The following is an 18905-nucleotide window of genomic DNA, read 5'->3' as shown; positions in this document are numbered from 1 at the left end:
AAAAACTTCCCGAAAAAGGGGTTGACTCTGAAAGAGGAAAGCGTAATATACGCCACCTCGCAGCACGGCGAAGCGCCCTGTTGCACTGCTCTTTAACAATTTATCAGACAATCTGTGTGGGCACTCACGGAACGGATATCGCAAACTAATTGCAGTATCAAAGACTCTGAGTGAACACGTAATTCATTACGACGTTTTTCTCTGAGCATCAGACTTTAATTGAAGAGTTTGATCATGGCTCAGATTGAACGCTGGCGGCAGGCCTAACACATGCAAGTCGAACGGTAACGGGAAGCAGCTTGCTGCTTCGCTGACGAGTGGCGGACGGGTGAGTAATGTCTGGGAAACTGCCCGATGGAGGGGGATAACCACTGGAAACGGTGGCTAATACCGCATAACGTCTTCGGACCAAAGTGGGGGACCTTCGGGCCTCACGCCATCGGATGTGCCCAGATGGGATTAGCTTGTTGGTGGGGTAACGGCTCACCAAGGCGACGATCCCTAGCTGGTCTGAGAGGATGACCAGCCACACTGGAACTGAGACACGGTCCAGACTCCTACGGGAGGCAGCAGTGGGGAATATTGCACAATGGGCGCAAGCCTGATGCAGCCATGCCGCGTGTATGAAGAAGGCCTTCGGGTTGTAAAGTACTTTCAGCGGGGAGGAAGGGATGAGCCTTAATACGGTTCGTTATTGACGTTACCCGCAGAAGAAGCACCGGCTAACTCCGTGCCAGCAGCCGCGGTAATACGGAGGGTGCAAGCGTTAATCGGAATTACTGGGCGTAAAGCGCACGCAGGCGGTCTGTCAAGTCGGATGTGAAATCCCCGGGCTCAACCCGGGAACTGCATCCGAAACTGGCAGGCTTGAGTCTCGTAGAGGGGGGTAGAATTCCAGGTGTAGCGGTGAAATGCGTAGAGATCTGGAGGAATACCGGTGGCGAAGGCGGCCCCCTGGACGAAGACTGACGCTCAGGTGCGAAAGCGTGGGGAGCAAACAGGATTAGATACCCTGGTAGTCCACGCCGTAAACGATGTCGACTTGGAGGCTGTGAGCTTGACTCGTGGCTTCCGGAGCTAACGCGTTAAGTCGACCGCCTGGGGAGTACGGCCGCAAGGTTAAAACTCAAATGAATTGACGGGGGCCCGCACAAGCGGTGGAGCATGTGGTTTAATTCGATGCAACGCGAAGAACCTTACCTGGTCTTGACATCCACGGAAGACTGCAGAGATGCGGTTGTGCCTTCGGGAACCGTGAGACAGGTGCTGCATGGCTGTCGTCAGCTCGTGTTGTGAAATGTTGGGTTAAGTCCCGCAACGAGCGCAACCCTTATCCTTTGTTGCCAGCGCGTAATGGCGGGAACTCAAAGGAGACTGCCGGTGATAAACCGGAGGAAGGTGGGGATGACGTCAAGTCATCATGGCCCTTACGACCAGGGCTACACACGTGCTACAATGGCGCATACAAAGAGAAGCGACCTCGCGAGAGCAAGCGGACCTCACAAAGTGCGTCGTAGTCCGGATCGGAGTCTGCAACTCGACTCCGTGAAGTCGGAATCGCTAGTAATCGTGGATCAGAATGCCACGGTGAATACGTTCCCGGGCCTTGTACACACCGCCCGTCACACCATGGGAGTGGGTTGCAAAAGAAGTAGGTAGCTTAACCTTCGGGAGGGCGCTTACCACTTTGTGATTCATGACTGGGGTGAAGTCGTAACAAGGTAACCGTAGGGGAACCTGCGGTTGGATCACCTCCTTACCAGCGGATACCATTCAGTGAAGTGCTCACACAGATTGTCTGATAGAAATAACGAGCAGTAAAACCCCGGCAGGCTTGTAGCTCAGGTGGTTAGAGCGCACCCCTGATAAGGGTGAGGTCGGTGGTTCAAGTCCACTCAGGCCTACCAATTCCTTCCAGCACTGCGTTATGGTTCCGGCTCGCATAGTTCACTATGCTTCGCGAAACCATGCCTTGTTCTGAAAGGAATGTTGGTTGCGGGTTTTACCGAAATATCTGGGGCTATAGCTCAGCTGGGAGAGCGCCTGCTTTGCACGCAGGAGGTCAGCGGTTCGATCCCGCTTAGCTCCACCATCAACGCCCAGGTTGATGACCACTTCAGAATGCATTTACGAATGTATTGTGAAGTATTGCTCTTTAACAATCCGGAACAAGCTGAAAATTTGAAAGAGCGGCTTTTTTTACAGAAGCCGTTCAGAGTCTCTCAATTTCTCGCACCGGTAAGTGTCTCACGAGACGCTTGCGGGTTGTGAGGTTAAGCGACGAAGCGTACACGGTGGATGCCCTGGCAGTCAGAGGCGATGAAGGGCGTGCTAATCTGCGATAAGCGCCGGCAAGGTGATATGAACCGCAATAACCGGCGATACCCGAATGGGGAAACCCAGTGCAATCCGTTGCACTATCATGTCATGAATACATAGTGGCATGAGGCGAACCGGGGGAACTGAAACATCTAAGTACCCCGAGGAAAAGAAATCAACCGAGATTCCCTGAGTAGCGGCGAGCGAACGGGGAAGAGCCCAGAACCTGAATCAGCGCGTGTGTTAGTGGAAGCGTCTGGAAAGGCGCACGGTACAGGGTGACAGTCCCGTACACAAAAGCGCATGCGCTGTGAGTTCGACGAGTAGGGCGGGACACGTGGTATCCTGTCTGAACATGGGGGGACCATCCTCCAAGGCTAAATACTCCTGACTGACCGATAGTGAACCAGTACCGTGAGGGAAAGGCGAAAAGAACCCCGGCGAGGGGAGTGAAACAGAACCTGAAACCGTGTACGTACAAGCAGTGGGAGCCTACTTGTTAGGTGACTGCGTACCTTTTGTATAATGGGTCAGCGACTTATATTCTGTAGCAAGGTTAACCGCATAGGGGAGCCGAAGGGAAACCGAGTCTTAACCGGGCGCTAAGTTGCAGGGTATAGACCCGAAACCCGGTGATCTAGCCATGGGCAGGTTGAAGGTTGGGTAACACTAACTGGAGGACCGAACCGACTAATGTTGAAAAATTAGCGGATGACCTGTGGCTGGGGGTGAAAGGCCAATCAAACCGGGAGATAGCTGGTTCTCCCCGAAAGCTATTTAGGTAGCGCCTCGTGAATTCATCTCCGGGGTAGAGCACTGTTTCGGCTAGGGGGCCATCCCGGCTTACCAACCCGATGCAAACTGCGAATACCGGAGAATGTTATCACGGGAGACACACGGCGGGTGCTAACGTCCGTCGTGAAGAGGGAAACAACCCAGACCGCCAGCTAAGGTCCCAAAGTCATGGTTAAGTGGGAAACGATGTGGGAAGGCCCAGACAGCCAGGATGTTGGCTTAGAAGCAGCCATCATTTAAAGAAAGCGTAATAGCTCACTGGTCGAGTCGGCCTGCGCGGAAGATGTAACGGGGCTAAACCATGCACCGAAGCTGCGGCAGCGACACGTAAGTGTTGTTGGGTAGGGGAGCGTTCTGTAAGCCTGCGAAGGTGTGCTGTGAGGCATGCTGGAGGTATCAGAAGTGCGAATGCTGACATAAGTAACGATAAAGCGGGTGAAAAGCCCGCTCGCCGGAAGACCAAGGGTTCCTGTCCAACGTTAATCGGGGCAGGGTGAGTCGACCCCTAAGGCGAGGCCGAAAGGCGTAGTCGATGGGAAACGGGTTAATATTCCCGTACTCGGCGTTACTGCGAAGGGGGACGGAGAAGGCTATGTTGGCCGGGCGACGGTTGTCCCGGTTTAAGCGTGTAGGCTGAGCATCCAGGCAAATCCGGATGCTTAAGGCTGAGGCGTGATGACGAGGCGCTACGGCGCTGAAGCAACAAATGCCCTGCTTCCAGGAAAAGCCTCTAAGCTCCAGGTAACGCGGAATCGTACCCCAAACCGACACAGGTGGTCAGGTAGAGAATACCAAGGCGCTTGAGAGAACTCGGGTGAAGGAACTAGGCAAAATGGTGCCGTAACTTCGGGAGAAGGCACGCTGGCGCGTAGGTGAAGGGACTTGCTCCCGGAGCCGAGGCCAGTCGAAGATACCAGCTGGCTGCAACTGTTTATTAAAAACACAGCACTGTGCAAACACGAAAGTGGACGTATACGGTGTGACGCCTGCCCGGTGCCGGAAGGTTAATTGATGGGGTTATCCGTAAGGAGAAGCTCTTGATCGAAGCCCCGGTAAACGGCGGCCGTAACTATAACGGTCCTAAGGTAGCGAAATTCCTTGTCGGGTAAGTTCCGACCTGCACGAATGGCGTAATGATGGCCAGGCTGTCTCCACCCGAGACTCAGTGAAATTGAACTCGCTGTGAAGATGCAGTGTACCCGCGGCAAGACGGAAAGACCCCGTGAACCTTTACTACAGCTTGACACTGAACACCGGTCCTTGATGTGCAGGATAGGTGGGAGGCTTTGAAGCGCGGACGCCAGTCCGCGTGGAGCCGCCCTTGAAATACCACCCTTTAATGGCTGGTGTTCTAACGTAGGCCCGTAATCCGGGCTGCGGACAGTGTCTGGTGGGTAGTTTGACTGGGGCGGTCTCCTCCCAAAGCGTAACGGAGGAGTACGAAGGTCAGCTAATCACGGTCGGACATCGTGAGGTTAGTGCAATGGCATAAGCTGGCTTGACTGCGAGAGTGACGGCTCGGGCAGGTGCGAAAGCAGGTCATAGTGATCCGGTGGTTCTGAATGGAAGGGCCATCGCTCAACGGATAAAAGGTACTCCGGGGATAACAGGCTGATACCGCCCAAGAGTTCATATCGACGGCGGTGTTTGGCACCTCGATGTCGGCTCATCACATCCTGGGGCTGAAGTAGGTCCCAAGGGTATGGCTGTTCGCCATTTAAAGTGGTACGCGAGCTGGGTTTAGAACGTCGTGAGACAGTTCGGTCCCTATCTGCCGTGGGCGCTGGAAGACTGAGAGGGGTTGCTCCTAGTACGAGAGGACCGGAGTGAACGCACCGCTGGTGTACGGGTTGTCATGCCAATGGCACTGCCCGGTAGCTACGTGCGGAAGAGATAAGTGCTGAAAGCATCTAAGCACGAAACTTGCCTCGAGATGAGTCTTCCCTGAGGCCTTTGAGCCTCCTGAAGGGACGTTGAAGACGACGACGTTGATAGGCCGGGTGTGTAAGCGCAGCGATGCGTTGAGCTGACCGGTACTAATGACCCGTGAGGCTTAACCTTACAACGCCGGAAGCGTTTTGGGGAAAGAGAGAGACGCGAGAATTTTCAGTTTGTTCACCGGATTAAAGCATCAAGCGGGAGCGGGTAAAAGCGCGTTCCGGCGACAAGAATTTGCCTGGCGGCGAGAGCGCGGTGGTCCCACCTGACCCCATGCCGAACTCAGAAGTGAAACGCCGCAGCGCCGATGGTAGTGTGGGGCTTCCCCATGCGAGAGTAGGGAACTGCCAGGCATCAAACAAACGACGGAGCCCCGGCGAAAGCCGGGGCTTTTTCGTCTCTGCAACATCCAGGTTTTCCTGTGCGTCCCGATGTTTTCAAAACGGAGCCGCCCGCTTCAGATTCGCTTTATCGTTTCCGCCTGCCCGTAACAAACGCTTTCCCTTCTCCTGCCTTTATCACCCCGTTTAATTTATCGGCTGCAATAAAACCTGTCTGTTTTCAGCCACTTTTCATTACATAATGGCTGTTGCTTCACAAAAACCATCCCCTGAATATAAAAGTTTTCCTTAACTCTCATCTTTAATGCTTTACTGAATTTTTGTCTTTTTTAACGGTAAGGATCAATCGTGAGGCATAATATGGCTGATGTGTTAACCAATAAGAAACAATCGGAACTCGCCAGGGCATCGGATAAAAAGCGCATTAGCGCTATTATCGGCGCATCTTCCGGTAATTTAGTCGAATGGTTTGATTTTTACGTCTACTCTTTCTGCTCCCTTTATTTTGCCCATATCTTCTTCCCGGCGGGCAATCCGACTACCCAGCTGGTACAGACCGCAGGCGTCTTTGCTGCCGGATTTTTGATGCGCCCCATCGGTGGCTGGCTATTCGGCTGGATTGGCGATCGCCATGGGCGTAAAACCTCAATGCTAATTTCTGTTTGTATGATGTGCTTTGGTTCACTGGTCATTGCCTGCCTGCCGGGTTATGCCACGCTGGGCGTTTGGGCACCGATACTGCTGCTACTGGCACGACTGTTTCAGGGGCTGTCGGTTGGCGGCGAGTATGGTACCAGCGCAACCTATATGAGTGAGGTAGCCGTAGAAGGACGCAAAGGTTACTACGCTTCATTTCAATACGTTACGCTGATTGGCGGGCAGCTGTTAGCGTTGCTTACCGTGGTGATATTGCAACACCTGTTGCCTGTTGAAGCGCTGCGCAGCTGGGGATGGCGTATTCCTTTTGCGCTGGGAGCGCTGCTGGCAATTGTGGCGCTGTTTTTAAGGCGTTCGCTGGATGAAACCACTGACAGCAAAACACGCCAGCACCAGGATGCCGGACGCCTGGGCGGGCTATGGAAACATCGTCGCGCCTTTTTGATGGTGCTGGGGTTCACCGCCTGCGGTTCGCTAAGTTTTTATACCTTCACCACCTATATGCAAAAATACCTGGTAAACAGCGCGGGGATGGATGCGAAAACTGCCAGTGGATTGATGACGCTGGCGCTGTTTGTCTTCATGCTGATTCAGCCAGTTATTGGTGCGCTTTCCGACAGGATCGGGCGTCGTAACTCCATGCTGATTTTTAGCGTGGGCGCTATGTTCTGTACGGTTCCAATTCTGACGCTCTTACAGTATGTAGAAAGCGGATGGCTGGTCTTTGCGCTGGTGATGCTGGCGCTGCTGATTACCAGTTTCTACACCGCGATTAGCGGTATCCTGAAAGCGGAAATGTTTCCACCTGAAGTGCGGGCAATGGGTGTTGGGCTTTCCTATGCCGTAGCGAATGCGATTTTTGGCGGTTCGGCGGAATATGTCGCCCTGTCGCTCAAGGCTGCGGGCCACGAAACGCACTTCTTCTGGTATGTCTCAGTGATGGGGGCGGTCGCGCTGCTGGTTTCGCTGATGCTGCATCGTAAGGGGCAGGGTATAAAGCTATAGCCTATTGACCGATATTCCACAGGGCAAAGCCGGTCGCCGCACCGGCTATATCCCAGCCCAGATCCTTCCAGCTCCAGCCGCTCCCCTCGGCGCGGCTGTCGTATACTTCCTTAGCCACGCCGAAGCTGAGCGCAAACATCAGGCCGAATTGATTGCTGCGATGCGTTGTCCAGCCCTGCTGCTGTCCATACTCATTACCAGCAGCGGAGAGCACCGCGGAGGCGATAAAATGCTGTGCTTTATCCTGACCGGTCCAGCTATCCTGAGCGCTGTGGCTACAGCCAGCGCAGCACAGACAGAGTAAAATCAGCACAACTCGCATCGCAGCTCCTGCTTCCAGAGATCAGAAAGGCGCTTTAACTTACAGAATACGACTGATCAGGCGGTCGATCCTGATACGACGCAGGCGTCGAATAAGCTTACGAACTTTCACCGGGTAGTCAGCGATACTTTCGAGATCGCGGAAATGCTTCACTACGCTGGTATGCTGACGAATCAGCGTCAGCTCGCGATCCCGTTGATCGGCCAGCTGTTGCAGCGGATCGTGGATCAACACGGCGTTTTCCAGATCCAGACGCCAGGCGCGTGGATTAAGGTTATTGCCGGTAATCAGCATCCATTCATCATCCACCCACATTCCCTTCAGGTGATAGCTGTTATCGTTATCTTTCCACAATCTTACGGTCAGCTGCCCGTTGCTGACGTAATATTGCAGCCTGCTAAGAAAACGTCGCAGATTAATTTCATACAGATAGGGTAGAGCGCCAATAATTTTAAACGGCTGATCCTGCGGGATATAGAAATCATTGGCAGTTTTATCGCCGACAATAATTTCCACTTCCTTACCCTGACGCAGCAGCCAGATAATATTGCGCACCAGAATCGCGGGCAGATTAAAGTAAGGCGTACAGAGCGTCAGCTTCCGTTCCGCGCAGGGCATCAAATGATAGATGGTTTTATTCAGCAGGCTGCGTTTGCCCAGCCCGACCAGCGGCGTAACCGCCAGCTCTTCATTACCGGCGTTCGGCGTAAAGTGGTAATCAAAGCCGCGCAGATCCTGACGGAACTGACGGGTTTCGTTCTTAATTTCCGGACTTCTGGGACGCTCACGACGATTGAGCCGATGCACCGCGACTGCATTTTTCAGGTTACGATCAATCCACTCGAACATAGTGTCGGCCAGCTGCGGATTGCGGATCAGCTGATAGCGATCGTAGCGATATTTATCGTGCTGGTGCAGATAGACATCGTTCAGGCTGGCACCGCTGTAAAGCAGCGTATCGTCGATAATAAAGCCTTTCAGGTGTAGCACGCCCAGCGCTTCACGGGTATTAACCGGGATACCATACACCGGAATAGCGATATCGGGATGCTGGCTGGCCATATCGCAATACCAGTCGGCGTTGGTACTACCTTTGGCGTCGCCAATACGGCCACGCTGCGCCCGATGCCAGTCAACCAGCACGCTAATATCCAGCGTCGGACGTGCGCGTTTAGCGTCGTACAGCGCGGAAAGCACCGCTCGTCCGGCGTCATCATTTTCCAGATAAAGCGCCACAATGCAAATGCGCTGCGTCGCGCCGGCAATTTTTTCCAGCAGCGTTGTGCGAAACTCTGAAGGCGAGTAAAGCGTGTTCACATCAGCAACGGACTGGGACAGTTTGGGCAGCTGTGCAAGGTGTTGTTGATGTTTATTGCGCTTAAATTTAGACAACATCACAGTGCGCTTCTTCTCTATGTATTGAGTGGTCTTTCGCCATGAAATCATGGTCCTAACCGACAATATTAACATTAACTGCGCGTAAAGGGCGATCTTCGCAGGTTAATGTTGCTCGCCAGCGTGATGAAGGGGCAAATGTAAGCTAACAATGCCGTCCTCCAGCTGCACATCCACGCTGAATCCTAACTTCCTTGCCAGGGTAATCATGCCTTGGTTGCCGGGCATAGTAATACCGTTTAGCTGCTGGAGACCATGATTACGCGTATAGATAATCATCTTTTCCAGCAGGCGTCTGCCCAGCCCCAGACCTTTCAGATCGGAACGCACCAGAACGGAGAATTCAGCATCGGTGTTATCCGCATCGGAAATCGCGCGGGTCACGCCAATAATCTCCGCTTCACCGCGTTGCTCACGCACCGCCACAAAAGCCATCTCTCGATCGTAGTCGATTTGCGTCATATTGGCTAAATCCTCATGGGTAAACTCATTGATCTCGCTAAAGTAGCGATAGTAAAGATCCTCTTTGGTTACCTGAGCGATAAAGCGCTGCAGCAAGGGTTCATCTTCCGGCAGAATAGGGCGAAACTGGCAGACTGCGCCGTTTTTCAGCGTAACGTTTTCTTCCAGCGTATGCGGATAAGGACGAATAGCCAGCCTTGATTCATTTACTCCGCTAAACTCCGCCAGCGTCAGGGTGACATCCAACAGGGTAAACTCATCGCCCGCCGCCAGCAGGGGATGGATATCCAGACGCTGAATTTCCGGGCAATCAACAACCAGATTGGATACCTGCACCAGCACCGCACTTAATGCCGGAATATCCAGCGGCCTCAGGGCGCTGCGACCGCGAATTTTGCCGGTTTTTATCGCCTGGATAACCAGATAGCGCGCGAGAGCCATATTCAGCGGCGGTAGCGCCACCGCTGCATGACGGTCTGCCTGCCACTCTACGCCGCTTTCGCCCAGCATAATTACCGGCCCGAACAGCGGATCCTGCTCAACCACAATCCGTAGTTCCTGAGCACCAGCACGGTTCGCCATGCTTTGTACCAGCAGCCCATGAATACGCGCCTGGGGCCAGGTCAGCTTCACCCTGTCGATAATAGCCTCTGCCGCCTGTTGTACTTCGCTGGCGGTACGCAGATAGAGCATCACCCCCTGTACATCAGATTTATGAGGAATATCCGGTGAGCGCAGCTTCAGCGCTACGGGGTAGCCTATTTGTCCGGCAATATGCACCGCCTCCACGCTGTCTCCGGCGATCCAGGTCGGCAGCGTTGTCAGGCCATAGGCCTGTAAAATTGCCCGTACCTCATGCGTATCCAGCTGTGTTGTCCCCTCCTGTAAAGCCTGCTGGATAAGCTGGTGAGCGTGCGCGGTATCCTGTTTCAGCGTGGCGGGTAGCGCAGGCGTCTCGCGTAGCTGTTTCTGGTTGCGCCGGTATTCCACCATATGCATAAAAGCGGTTACCGTTCCTTCTGGCGTGCGATAGGTAGGGATCGCCGCATCGCCAAAGGCGCGACGCGCCTCCTGTGATGAGAACTCACCGCACCAGTTAGTCAACAGCGTCAGGGATTTGCCGCGCGGGTGCTGCTTTACCAGTTCAATCAGGCGCTGTGCGGTTTCCGTCGCCGGAGCGACCGCGCTCGGCGCATGAATAACCATCAGCGCATCCAGCTCATGGCTGTCGAGTAATAACGCTACCGTCTGGAGATAGCGTTCTGGCGTGGCATCATCCTTTAAATCCAGTGGATTACCGGGGACGATTGCCTCAGGTAAGAGGGCTGTTAGTGCAGCAAGCGTGGCATCGCTGAGCTGGGCCAGCTTTCCGCTGCGTGCCTGTAGCGCATCCAGCGCCAGCGCAGCAGGTGCGGCACCGTTACTGATCATCATCAGCCGATCGCCGCGCAGCGGGCGCATATGGCTCAAGGTCTCTACGGCGGAAAACAGTTCATGGGTATCCTGTACCCGCAGCAGGCCTGCGCGCTGAATCGCTGCGTCCCAGGCGGCGTCCAGCCCGGCATGGGTTTTCAGCAGCGCCTGCGCCTGGGGACTGCGCCCGCTTTTAATCACCAGTATGGGTTTATTACGCGAGGCGCTACGGGCGGCAGAGACAAAGCGTCTGGCATCGCTGAGGTGTTCCAGATAGAGCAGGATGGCGCTGGTTTTGCCATCACGTGCCAGAAAATCGAGCAGGTCGTCGATATCGGTATCCAGGCTGTCGCCCAGCGCGATAAACCAGGAGAATCCCAGCTGGCGCTGCTGCGCCCAGTCAAGGATGGTATTGGAGACGGCGGCGGACTGCGAGACGAAAGCCAGTTTGCCTTTCAGGATCGGCACGGGTGAAAAGCTGGCGTTCAGCCCTTGCCAGGGGGCCAGCAGCCCCAGGCTGTTCGGCCCCAGCAGGCGGATCTGCCAGCGGCTGGCGCAGGCTTTCAGCGCCTGTAACTGACCTTCCGGCGCGGAGAGAATAATGCAGGCCTTACAGCCTTTCTCGCCGAGCTGCTGCAACAGGCTGAGGTTGCGGCTGGCATTGGTGCAGATAATCGCCAGCTCCGGTGCGAAAGGCAGGCTATGGATATCGGGCCAGGCCAGCACGCCGGATACCGCCTTATATTTGGGTGTCACCGGCAGAACCGGCCCGCTAAAGCCGCCTGCCAGCAGATTACGCATCATCAGATAGCCCGCGCGCCCCGGTTTTATTGAGGCACCGATAACGGCAATAGATTTCGGTCTTAACAGCGCTTCCAGTCCACGTTGACTCATTTCCCGCTCCTGAAACCTTGATGCGTTTGAGTGTAACCGTTTTTGCCGCTTTTGTTACGCGCGGCGCGTCTGGCGACGTAATCCGAGAATATCCGCCACGTTCCAGCGTTTTAAATGACCCACGTAGGTTAGCGACTGCTTATGGCGATAGGAGGAGACGTCACCCGCGCGCATATGCAGTAAATCCGCCGGACTGAGCCAGCCAGGTTGACCATCGAACAGCGGATGACCGGCATAGGCGTAGGCGGCGGCAACAAACTGTGAACAGAAGAAGCTGGTGGAGGTTTCGTCTTCCGCCATCTGCACCGAGGCGAGCATCGAGAGACACTGATGGCGCAGCGAGGCGTAAAACAGCGGAAGCTCGCAGAGGCGGCGGGAAAGCATAAACGGCGCCAGCATCACGATACCTTTATAGTTATATTTTTCTCCCTGCCGGGCCAGCGCATAATCGCGCAACCGGCTGGCATCTTCAGCGCTAAAGTTTTCCAGGCGTAGCGCCAGCAGATTATTACTTTCTGCTATCGCCTCGCTTAGCGGAATAATCCCGACGCCTTTGCCGGTAGCCTCTGCTACCAGATTATCGCCGAGATAAATCGCCGCATGGCTGACGCCGGTCATGCTGACCAGCCGGATAGCCTGTGATGTCATTGAGGTTGCGGATGAGAGCAGCATATCGCCGGGCTGTAAATCAGAAGCGGTGATTGGCGTCACCGCCTGCACGGAGGAGGTGCGGCTGGACTGAAGACGCAGCGGCACGCTTTGTGGTGTGTTAACAATATCCATACTGCAACCTGCCGACAGCAGGCAAAACAGCAAAATAAATAAGGCTTTCATTGTCCCTTTAGCTCTGTAACGATCCATCGTGGCAGCAGGATAAAATAAAAGCCTTGTGATTTCAGTGGTTATTTTTGTGCAGGAAACATATCGTTATTTAACGACGCCGGATGATGGGGTTTGCCTGCCAGATAGCGTTGACGAAACAGCGTAAAATGATCGCTAAGCGTCTGGCCCGCGGCGGTATCGCCCGCCTGACGCAGCAGTTCGGCGGCAATCTCGGCGGTGCAGTGCTGGCCGGGGCCGTGCGCCTCGCGCAGCGTATAGGCGGAAGGCGTGGTAACCCGCAGCGACATTACCGGCAGTGCATCCAGCCAGGGGCTTTTGCGAAACATTTTACGCGCTTCGGTCCAGGTGCCATCCAGCATAATAAACAGCGGCGGTTTGCCCTGTATCGGTGGTGCATTGAGTACCGGACGATCGCCATCAGCATACGATTCAGGGAAAACAACCATCGGCTGATAATCGTCGTTAGCAACCGCCGCCAGCAATGCCGGATCGGGTTCGGTGCGTGACCAGCCAAAAGCGAGCGTATCGGGTAGTACATCGGCGATTAAACGCCCGGTATTGCTGGGCTTCATCGGCTCCGTATCGAACATCACCAGGCAGAAACGGCTGCGTGCGTGCTGGGGAACAATTTCCGCACACAGGCAGAGCTTTTGTGGTAGCAGACAGCCCTGGCAACGGCGGACGCGGTTGCCGCGCGCTAAAAAAGGGCGGGTGGCACGCGCCAGGCGCTCGGCGCGCAGGCGTAAAACGGCATTATGGCTCATGGAATCGCACTGGCAAAAACGCCATTGTAGCGGGAAGCGGCTGGGAAGCGTAGTGCGGCTGGCATTGCCAGCCGCGTGGATTACAGCGTTTCATCCAGCCATTCGTTAAACGGGGCCTTCGGCATGGCACCGTTCAGCATATCCGCCAGCTGACCCTGTTTGAACACCATAATGGTAGGGATGCTGCGGATACGAAAACGTGCGCTCAGCTCCGGCTCCGCTTCGGTATTGACCTTCAGGAAGCGCACCTTACCGTTACGTTCGGCGGCGACATCTTCATAGATCGGCGCAAAGTTAACGCAGGGGCCGCACCAGGGCGCCCAGAAATCCACCACCACCGGCAGGTCGTCTTGTAAATATTTATCCAGCGTGGCGCTGGTGGCGTTAATCACTTCGCCATCAAACAGCTCGCTGCCACAGCGGCCACATTTTGCGCCATCGGCCATGCGCTCTTCCGGAACGCGGTTGGTTGCCTGGCAGGATGCACATACCGTATTCATTTAACACCTCAGGTTTTATCGTTACCGGCTTAGATAACCGCGAAATTAATGCATAAGCTTAATTATCAATCGGCTCTGATTGAGCAACAACATGGAATACTCAATGAGTGCAATAGTTGGCGACTTTTAGCCGAAGTTGATGGCATACAGCCTGTGCTTCAGGTAATCTTCGCGCTTCGCGCTCAGCAGGTGGAGGAACAGATGAACGACGAATTCAAAGGTAAAAGCGGCAAGGTCAAAGTGATGTATGTTCGCGGCGACGATAACGGAGATAAACGCGGACAGAATCCCCGAACGGGCAGAGGCAGCAGGCCCGGCGCCGATCGCCAGGAAGGTAGCCGTCGTCCATCTCGCCAGTCTGACAGCGCGGCGCGCGGCGGACGTGATGGTAAATTCCGCGGCAATCGCGATCGTGATGCGCAACCGCGCAGTGATTCACCGTGGCGCACCGTTTCCCGCGCGCCGGGTGAAGAAACGAAGCCCGATCATGGCGGCATTAGTGGTAAAAGTTATATCGATCCAGAGCAGCTACGTCGTCAGCGTATGGAAGAGACGCGCGTGTACGGCGAGAACGCCTGTCAGGCGCTGTTTCAAAGCCGCCCGGAATGTATCGTGCGCGCCTGGTTTGTACAGAGCGTAACGCCGCGCTTCCGTGATGCGTTGCGCTGGCTGGCGGCCAACCGCAAAGCCTATCACGTGGTGGAAGAGGCAGAGCTGGAAAAAGCGTCCGGCACCGAGCATCACGGCGGCGTTTGTTTCCTGATTAAGAAACGTGTTGGTACACCGGTAAGCGAGTGGCTGGCAACGGATCGCGAGCAGGATTGCGTACTGGCGCTGGAAAATATTGGCAACCCGCATAATATCGGCGGCATTATGCGCAGCAGCGCACATTTTGGCGTTAAAGGCCTGTTGGTAGATGATGCCGCCGTGCTGGAATCAGGCGCGGCAGTACGTACCGCGGAAGGCGGTGCCGAACATGTGCAGGCGCTCAGCGCAGAGAGCTTTGTCAAAGGTCTGGAAGCGTTCCGCAAGGCGGGTTATACCATCGTAACCACTTCCAGTCACAAAGGCAGCACGCCCCTGACGCAGGCGAAACTCCCGGCGAAGATGGTGCTGGCGCTGGGGCAGGAGAGCGATGGCCTGAGTGAATCTGCCCTGAAGCAGGGCGATATGAGCGTGTCGATTGACGGCACCGGTAAGGTGGAAAGCCTTAACGTTTCCGTCGCAACCGGCATTCTGCTGGCGGAGTGGTGGCGTCAAAACCACTAAGCGTGACAGAGATAAAAAACGGGCGAATGCCCGTTTTTTTGTGCCTGAGAAAAGCGTCGTTCAGGTTTCTGGTGATTTAGCGGATGCTACGCGGGATAGCCTCAACCTCCCGCGCTTTAGCCGCACCTGACTAATGCGCACCGCCACCGCCACCACCGGAACTGAACGGTGGACGTGCAAACCAGACCATCACCACCAGCAGCAGGAAAATTCCCGCTGACATCCAGAACACTTCGTTAGCTGAGATAATCAATCCCTGATTCGTGATCTGCTGGGCAATATAGATGGGAGCCTGCTGGTGGTTCATACCCAGCTGCTCCAGCTGCCGATAAGTCTCTTGCGCATTGCTGTTATAAGGCGTAATCGACTCGCTGAAATAGCTGTGATGCATTGATTCACGATTGGTCCACATGGTCGTGGTAATCGAAGTCCCGATCGATCCCGCCAGGGTACGCATAAAGTTCGACAGGCTGGAGGCGGCAGCCAACCGCTCCGGCGGCAGGCCAGACAGGGTAATGGTGGTTAGCGGCATAAAGAAGCAGGCCACCGCCAGACCCTGCACAAACTGCGGCCATGCCGAAGCGCCAAAGTCCATTCCCGGTTCGAACGTCCAGGCACGCCAGTAGAAACAGACGGCGTACATAATAAAGCTGAAAGTGACCAGGTAGCGCATATCGATCCGATGCGCGAAGCGACCGATTATCGGCGACAGGATGACCGGGAAAATCCCTACCGGCGCGGAGGCCAGCCCAGCCCAGGTTGCCGTATAGCCGAATACCTCCTGCAACAGCTGCGGCAGCAGAACAATTGAGCCGAAATAAAGCATGTAGGCGAGGCTGATCGACAAACAGCCGATGGTAAAGTTACGCGACTTAAACAGCGTCAGGTCAACGACCGGATGGTCGTCCGTCATCTCCCAGACAAACAGAATCGCCAGCGCCACTACCGCCACCACCGTCAGCACGATAATCTCGGTTGAACTAAACCAGTCCAGCTCGCGTCCACGGTCGAGCATAATTTGCAGTGCCCCGATACCCACGATCAGCAGAACCAGCCCTACCGTATCGATCGGGCGGATCTCCGTTTTGGTTTCACGGTTACGCAGCGTCTGTAACGTCAGGATAGTCACCACGATACCGATCGGTACGTTGATGAAGAAAATCCATCCCCAGTGATAGTTGTCGCTGATCCAGCCGCCCAGAATCGGACCGCAGATCGGCGCGACAACCACCGTCATCGCCCACAGCGAGAGGGCAACGCTGCGTTTAGCGGGAGGATAGTTGCTTAACAACAGACTTTGCGACAGCGGAATCAGCGGCCCGGCAACCAGCCCCTGCACCACGCGGAACAGAATCAGCATCGGGAGGCTTTCTGCGATACCGCAGAGAAAGGACGCCAGCGCAAAAGCGACGGTTGACCAGACAAACAGTTTCACCTCGCCCACGCGCTTCGCCAGCCAGCCGGTAATCGGGATGGAAATAGCATTAGCCACGCCGAACGAGGTGATAACCCAGGTACCCTGCGAATTCGAAGCGCCCAGGTTACCGGCGATAGTCGGAATGGCAACGTTGGCGATGGTGGAATCCAGCACCTGCATAAAGGTCGCCAGCGACAGCGCGATGGTCATCAGGACCAGCTGAGCGCCTTCAAGCGGTTTTTGTGCCATGACAGTCTCCCGCGTTACTCGCTCGCATTGGCGCGAATGATCTCGCTGATTAACTGATTGACCGGCGCCAGATCGATCGCCAGCGCATCGCTCTGATAAGCGGGGCTCTGACGTACCTGAGAAGCCAGCACGCTGCCCTCTTTATTGCTGGTATCTATTTTAACCAGCGTGGACAGGCCGATGCGCAGCGGATGATCCGCCACTTCTTTGGCATCCAGCTCAATACGTACCGGCAGACGCTGGACGACTTTGATCCAGTTGCCCGTTGCGTTCTGCGCGGGCAGCAGCGAGAAGGCGCTGCCGGTGCCCATATCCAGGCCGACGACTTTACCGTGGTAAACCACATCATCACCATAGATATCGCTGATCACCGTCGCCGGTTGGCCGATGCGCACGCCTGCCAGCTGCGTCTCTTTAAAGTTGGCGTCGACCCAAATGCCGGTAGCGGGTACTACCGCCATCAGCGGCGTGGTGGGAGAGATCTGCGCGCCTACCTGGACGCTGCGGCGGGAAACGTAGCCGTCAATCGGGCTGCGAATGTCGGTACGCTGCAACGCCAGCCAGGCGTCACGCAGCGCGGCGGCGTTCTGTTTTACCGCAGGCTGGTTTTCCAGCGAGGTATCCAGAATTACCGCCTGATTGGCATTATATTGCTGCACCGCCACGTCCAGCTGTGCTCTGGCGGTAGCGACGGCGTCGCGCGCGTGCTGTAATTCTTCACGCCCAATCAGGTTTGAGGCACCCAACGGCTCGCGGCGTTTAAGATCCGCTTCCGCCTGCGCCAGCGCGGTTTTTCGCAGGGCAATCGAGGCCTGATATTGCTTGCTGTTAATCATCAGCTGATGCGTCTGGCGCACACTGGTAGCCAGTGCGGTTTGCGCTTTTTCAAATGCCTGTTCCGCATCGGTTTTATCCAGCGTGACCAGCACATCACCTTTCTTCACGAAGTCGGTATTATCAAACCAGACCCTGTTCACGCTACCGGTGACCTGGGCCATTATCTGCACCTGGTTACCTGCCACATAGGCATCATCGGTTTCTTCAAAATGACGCAGCACCAGCGCCCAGTAAATCAGATATGCAATGCCAGCCAGAATAAACAGCACCGCCAGGATAATTAATGCTTTTTTACGCGTTTTCTTTTTCCCGGCAGGCTTCTGGGGGGATTGCGTTTCCGCATTCGCACTCATGGTTTTCTCCACGTATACACCTATTCGGGGTGCGTTGATCCCTTGTACGCAGCGGCCCGAGCCTAAAAAGCCAGCAATACGGTGCTGGCATGGACAAAAGCGGATTAAAATATCGATTTCTGAGTGTGATTGTTTCGCAGGAATTGCTATTGATGTGAAAGAGAAGAAATAACTTCCTCTTCATCCATCTGATCCAGACGGTTCAGCAGCTTGCGCGTCAGGCTCTCCAGCTGTACTTTTTCGCTGTTGCTGAGCGAGGACCAAAGATACTGCAGGCTCTGATGCTGCGGCGGGAGCACCTGGCGCAGAAACGCGTTGCCTTTTTCCGTTAAGTGCAGATGCAGGCAGCGACGATCGTTATCGCTTTCGCGTCGTTCAATCCAGCCGCGTTTTTCCAGTTCATCGGCAATGCGCGTCGCGTTGGTACGGGATGAACCCAGCGCCGCGCTCAGTTCTGATGGCTGAATACTCTGGTTTTCCTGTGCATCCAGCGTAATCAACGCCATAAACAGTGTCTCGTTAATCCCCTGAGCTTTCAGCATCTTATTACGATTATCCAACAGCTTGCTCTGCATATGCATGCACAGACGCGTCAGCATAATTTCCTGGAGTGGGAAATCTTTATGGCGAGTAGCGCGAATGTTCAGCATCTGTTCAATGGGAGTAAACGAACTTTCCATCTTAAAGGAACCTCATTAGTTGCAACTGGTATAGTAATGGTGATGACGAAACAGGCGTAAACAGCGCTACCAGCGGGTCTGTTCACGCGATCGCTACGTCACCATTCAATATTTCCGGCTCACTCCATAAACCGAAACTGCAGACTGCCGGATTAAGGCGGTCGCGGGTCTGATAAATCCATCGCCACGGAATACGCAAAAACGCTACGCGGTAGTGCTGTTGCACGCTGGCGGCTGCCGCGGAAAACATGCCTGACGCTAATATAACAGGCGTATGGCTGACATGAATAGCATTGTTGTTTAGGCCTGTATTATCGCGATACTCTTTCTATAGTTTAAATAATTGCTTGTGAAAATATAACCTTTATGAATAAATTCCTGGCTAACCATATCAGAGTGATCAACGGCTTTATAGCATGGCTTTACTGAAAGGAACGCTATTTACACTTCGT

General features: G+C 54.8%; 11 protein-coding genes, 2 tRNA genes and 3 rRNA genes. 7 read left to right on the top strand and 9 right to left on the bottom strand.

Going from position 1 to position 18905, the window contains the following annotated elements; translation table 11 throughout:
• Nucleotides 1-216: 216 nt before the first annotated feature.
• The 6 genes from C7M51_RS12430 (at nt 217) to C7M51_RS12405 (ending at nt 7055) form a co-directional block, all read left to right on the top strand.
• Nucleotides 217-1759: ribosomal RNA gene (locus C7M51_RS12430) — 16S ribosomal RNA — on the top strand.
• 71 nt (nt 1760-1830) lie between these two features.
• Nucleotides 1831-1907, top strand: a tRNA-Ile gene (locus C7M51_RS12425).
• A gap of 109 nt (nt 1908-2016) precedes the next feature.
• Nucleotides 2017-2092 (top strand) — tRNA-Ala (locus tag C7M51_RS12420).
• A 179-nt stretch (nt 2093-2271) separates the two neighbouring features.
• Nucleotides 2272-5175 (top strand): 23S ribosomal RNA (locus C7M51_RS12415).
• 114 nt (nt 5176-5289) lie between these two features.
• A 5S ribosomal RNA gene (gene rrf, locus C7M51_RS12410) occupies nt 5290-5405 on the top strand.
• The 16S, 23S and 5S rRNA genes sit together here with 2 tRNA genes alongside, the layout of an rRNA operon.
• 348 nt (nt 5406-5753) lie before the next feature.
• Nucleotides 5754-7055: an MFS family transporter gene (locus C7M51_RS12405; protein WP_160622078.1), complete on the top strand. Its 1302-nt coding sequence runs from the start codon at nt 5754-5756 to the stop codon at nt 7053-7055.
• A 1-nt stretch (nt 7056) separates the two neighbouring features.
• Here C7M51_RS12405 and C7M51_RS12400 read toward each other — a convergent pair whose 3' ends face one another.
• The 6 genes from C7M51_RS12400 to trxC all read right to left on the bottom strand — a co-directional run bounded on the left by C7M51_RS12400 (nt 7057) and on the right by trxC (nt 13648).
• The gene (locus tag C7M51_RS12400) at nt 7057-7377 is read right to left on the bottom strand and encodes a YfiM family lipoprotein (RefSeq protein ID WP_160622077.1); all 321 of its coding nucleotides are present in this window, start codon (nt 7375-7377) and stop codon (nt 7057-7059) included.
• Nucleotides 7378-7416: 39 nt separating this feature from the next.
• A complete protein-coding gene (pssA, locus tag C7M51_RS12395; protein WP_160622076.1) occupies nt 7417-8772 on the bottom strand; it encodes a CDP-diacylglycerol--serine O-phosphatidyltransferase in 1356 nt (451 codons plus the stop codon).
• Nucleotides 8773-8877: 105 nt separating this feature from the next.
• Complete coding sequence (locus C7M51_RS12390) at nt 8878-11541, bottom strand: bifunctional acetate--CoA ligase family protein/GNAT family N-acetyltransferase (protein ID WP_160622075.1); 2664 nt, start codon at nt 11539-11541, stop codon at nt 8878-8880.
• Between the two features lie 54 nt (nt 11542-11595).
• Entirely contained in the window at nt 11596-12375 is a 780-nt protein-coding gene (locus C7M51_RS12385) for a YaeF family permuted papain-like enzyme (protein WP_160622074.1), read from the bottom strand.
• A gap of 68 nt (nt 12376-12443) precedes the next feature.
• Nucleotides 12444-13148: a tRNA-uridine aminocarboxypropyltransferase gene (locus C7M51_RS12380; RefSeq protein WP_160622073.1), complete on the bottom strand. Its 705-nt coding sequence runs from the start codon at nt 13146-13148 to the stop codon at nt 12444-12446.
• Nucleotides 13149-13228: 80 nt separating this feature from the next.
• Nucleotides 13229-13648: a thioredoxin TrxC gene (gene trxC, locus C7M51_RS12375; protein WP_160622072.1), complete on the bottom strand. Its 420-nt coding sequence runs from the start codon at nt 13646-13648 to the stop codon at nt 13229-13231.
• 201 nt (nt 13649-13849) lie between these two features.
• Between trxC and C7M51_RS12370 the strand changes: the two genes are divergently transcribed.
• Nucleotides 13850-14917, top strand: a complete 1068-nt coding sequence (locus tag C7M51_RS12370) for a tRNA/rRNA methyltransferase (protein ID WP_160622071.1) — start codon at nt 13850-13852, stop codon at nt 14915-14917.
• Between the two features lie 130 nt (nt 14918-15047).
• Here C7M51_RS12370 and emrB read toward each other — a convergent pair whose 3' ends face one another.
• The 3 genes from emrB to mprA all read right to left on the bottom strand — a co-directional run bounded on the left by emrB (nt 15048) and on the right by mprA (nt 18453).
• Nucleotides 15048-16583 carry a multidrug efflux MFS transporter permease subunit EmrB gene (gene emrB, locus C7M51_RS12365; protein WP_160622070.1) on the bottom strand — a complete coding sequence of 512 codons (1536 nt, stop codon included), beginning with the start codon at nt 16581-16583 and terminating at the stop codon, nt 15048-15050.
• A gap of 14 nt (nt 16584-16597) precedes the next feature.
• Nucleotides 16598-17773, bottom strand: coding sequence for a multidrug efflux MFS transporter periplasmic adaptor subunit EmrA (gene emrA, locus C7M51_RS12360; RefSeq protein WP_160622069.1), 1176 nt, complete (start codon nt 17771-17773; stop codon nt 16598-16600).
• 146 nt (nt 17774-17919) lie between these two features.
• Complete coding sequence (gene mprA / locus C7M51_RS12355; RefSeq protein WP_160622068.1) at nt 17920-18453, bottom strand: transcriptional repressor MprA; 534 nt, start codon at nt 18451-18453, stop codon at nt 17920-17922.
• Nucleotides 18454-18905 lie beyond the last annotated feature (452 nt).

It is taken from the genome of Mixta intestinalis (assembly GCF_009914055.1).
Classification (GTDB): Bacteria; Pseudomonadota; Gammaproteobacteria; order Enterobacterales; family Enterobacteriaceae; genus Mixta; species Mixta intestinalis.
Note: the sequence above shows the minus strand (reverse complement) of the source record. Positions and strands in the feature narration are given on the sequence as shown.

Bases quoted from the DNA above. Each gene is read 5' to 3' on its own strand.
- C7M51_RS12405 (WP_160622078.1), top strand. From the start codon at position 5,754: ATGGCTGATGTGTTAACCAATAAGAAACAATCGGAACTCGCCAGGGCA.
- C7M51_RS12400 (WP_160622077.1), bottom strand. From the start codon at position 7,377: ATGCGAGTTGTGCTGATTTTACTCTGTCTGTGCTGCGCTGGCTGTAGC.
- pssA (WP_160622076.1), bottom strand. From the start codon at position 8,772: ATGTTGTCTAAATTTAAGCGCAATAAACATCAACAACACCTTGCACAG.
- C7M51_RS12390 (WP_160622075.1), bottom strand. From the start codon at position 11,541: ATGAGTCAACGTGGACTGGAAGCGCTGTTAAGACCGAAATCTATTGCC.
- C7M51_RS12385 (WP_160622074.1), bottom strand. From the start codon at position 12,375: ATGAAAGCCTTATTTATTTTGCTGTTTTGCCTGCTGTCGGCAGGTTGC.
- C7M51_RS12380 (WP_160622073.1), bottom strand. From the start codon at position 13,148: ATGAGCCATAATGCCGTTTTACGCCTGCGCGCCGAGCGCCTGGCGCGT.
- trxC (WP_160622072.1), bottom strand. From the start codon at position 13,648: ATGAATACGGTATGTGCATCCTGCCAGGCAACCAACCGCGTTCCGGAA.
- C7M51_RS12370 (WP_160622071.1), top strand. From the start codon at position 13,850: ATGAACGACGAATTCAAAGGTAAAAGCGGCAAGGTCAAAGTGATGTAT.
- emrB (WP_160622070.1), bottom strand. From the start codon at position 16,583: ATGGCACAAAAACCGCTTGAAGGCGCTCAGCTGGTCCTGATGACCATC.
- emrA (WP_160622069.1), bottom strand. From the start codon at position 17,773: ATGAGTGCGAATGCGGAAACGCAATCCCCCCAGAAGCCTGCCGGGAAA.
- mprA (WP_160622068.1), bottom strand. From the start codon at position 18,453: ATGGAAAGTTCGTTTACTCCCATTGAACAGATGCTGAACATTCGCGCT.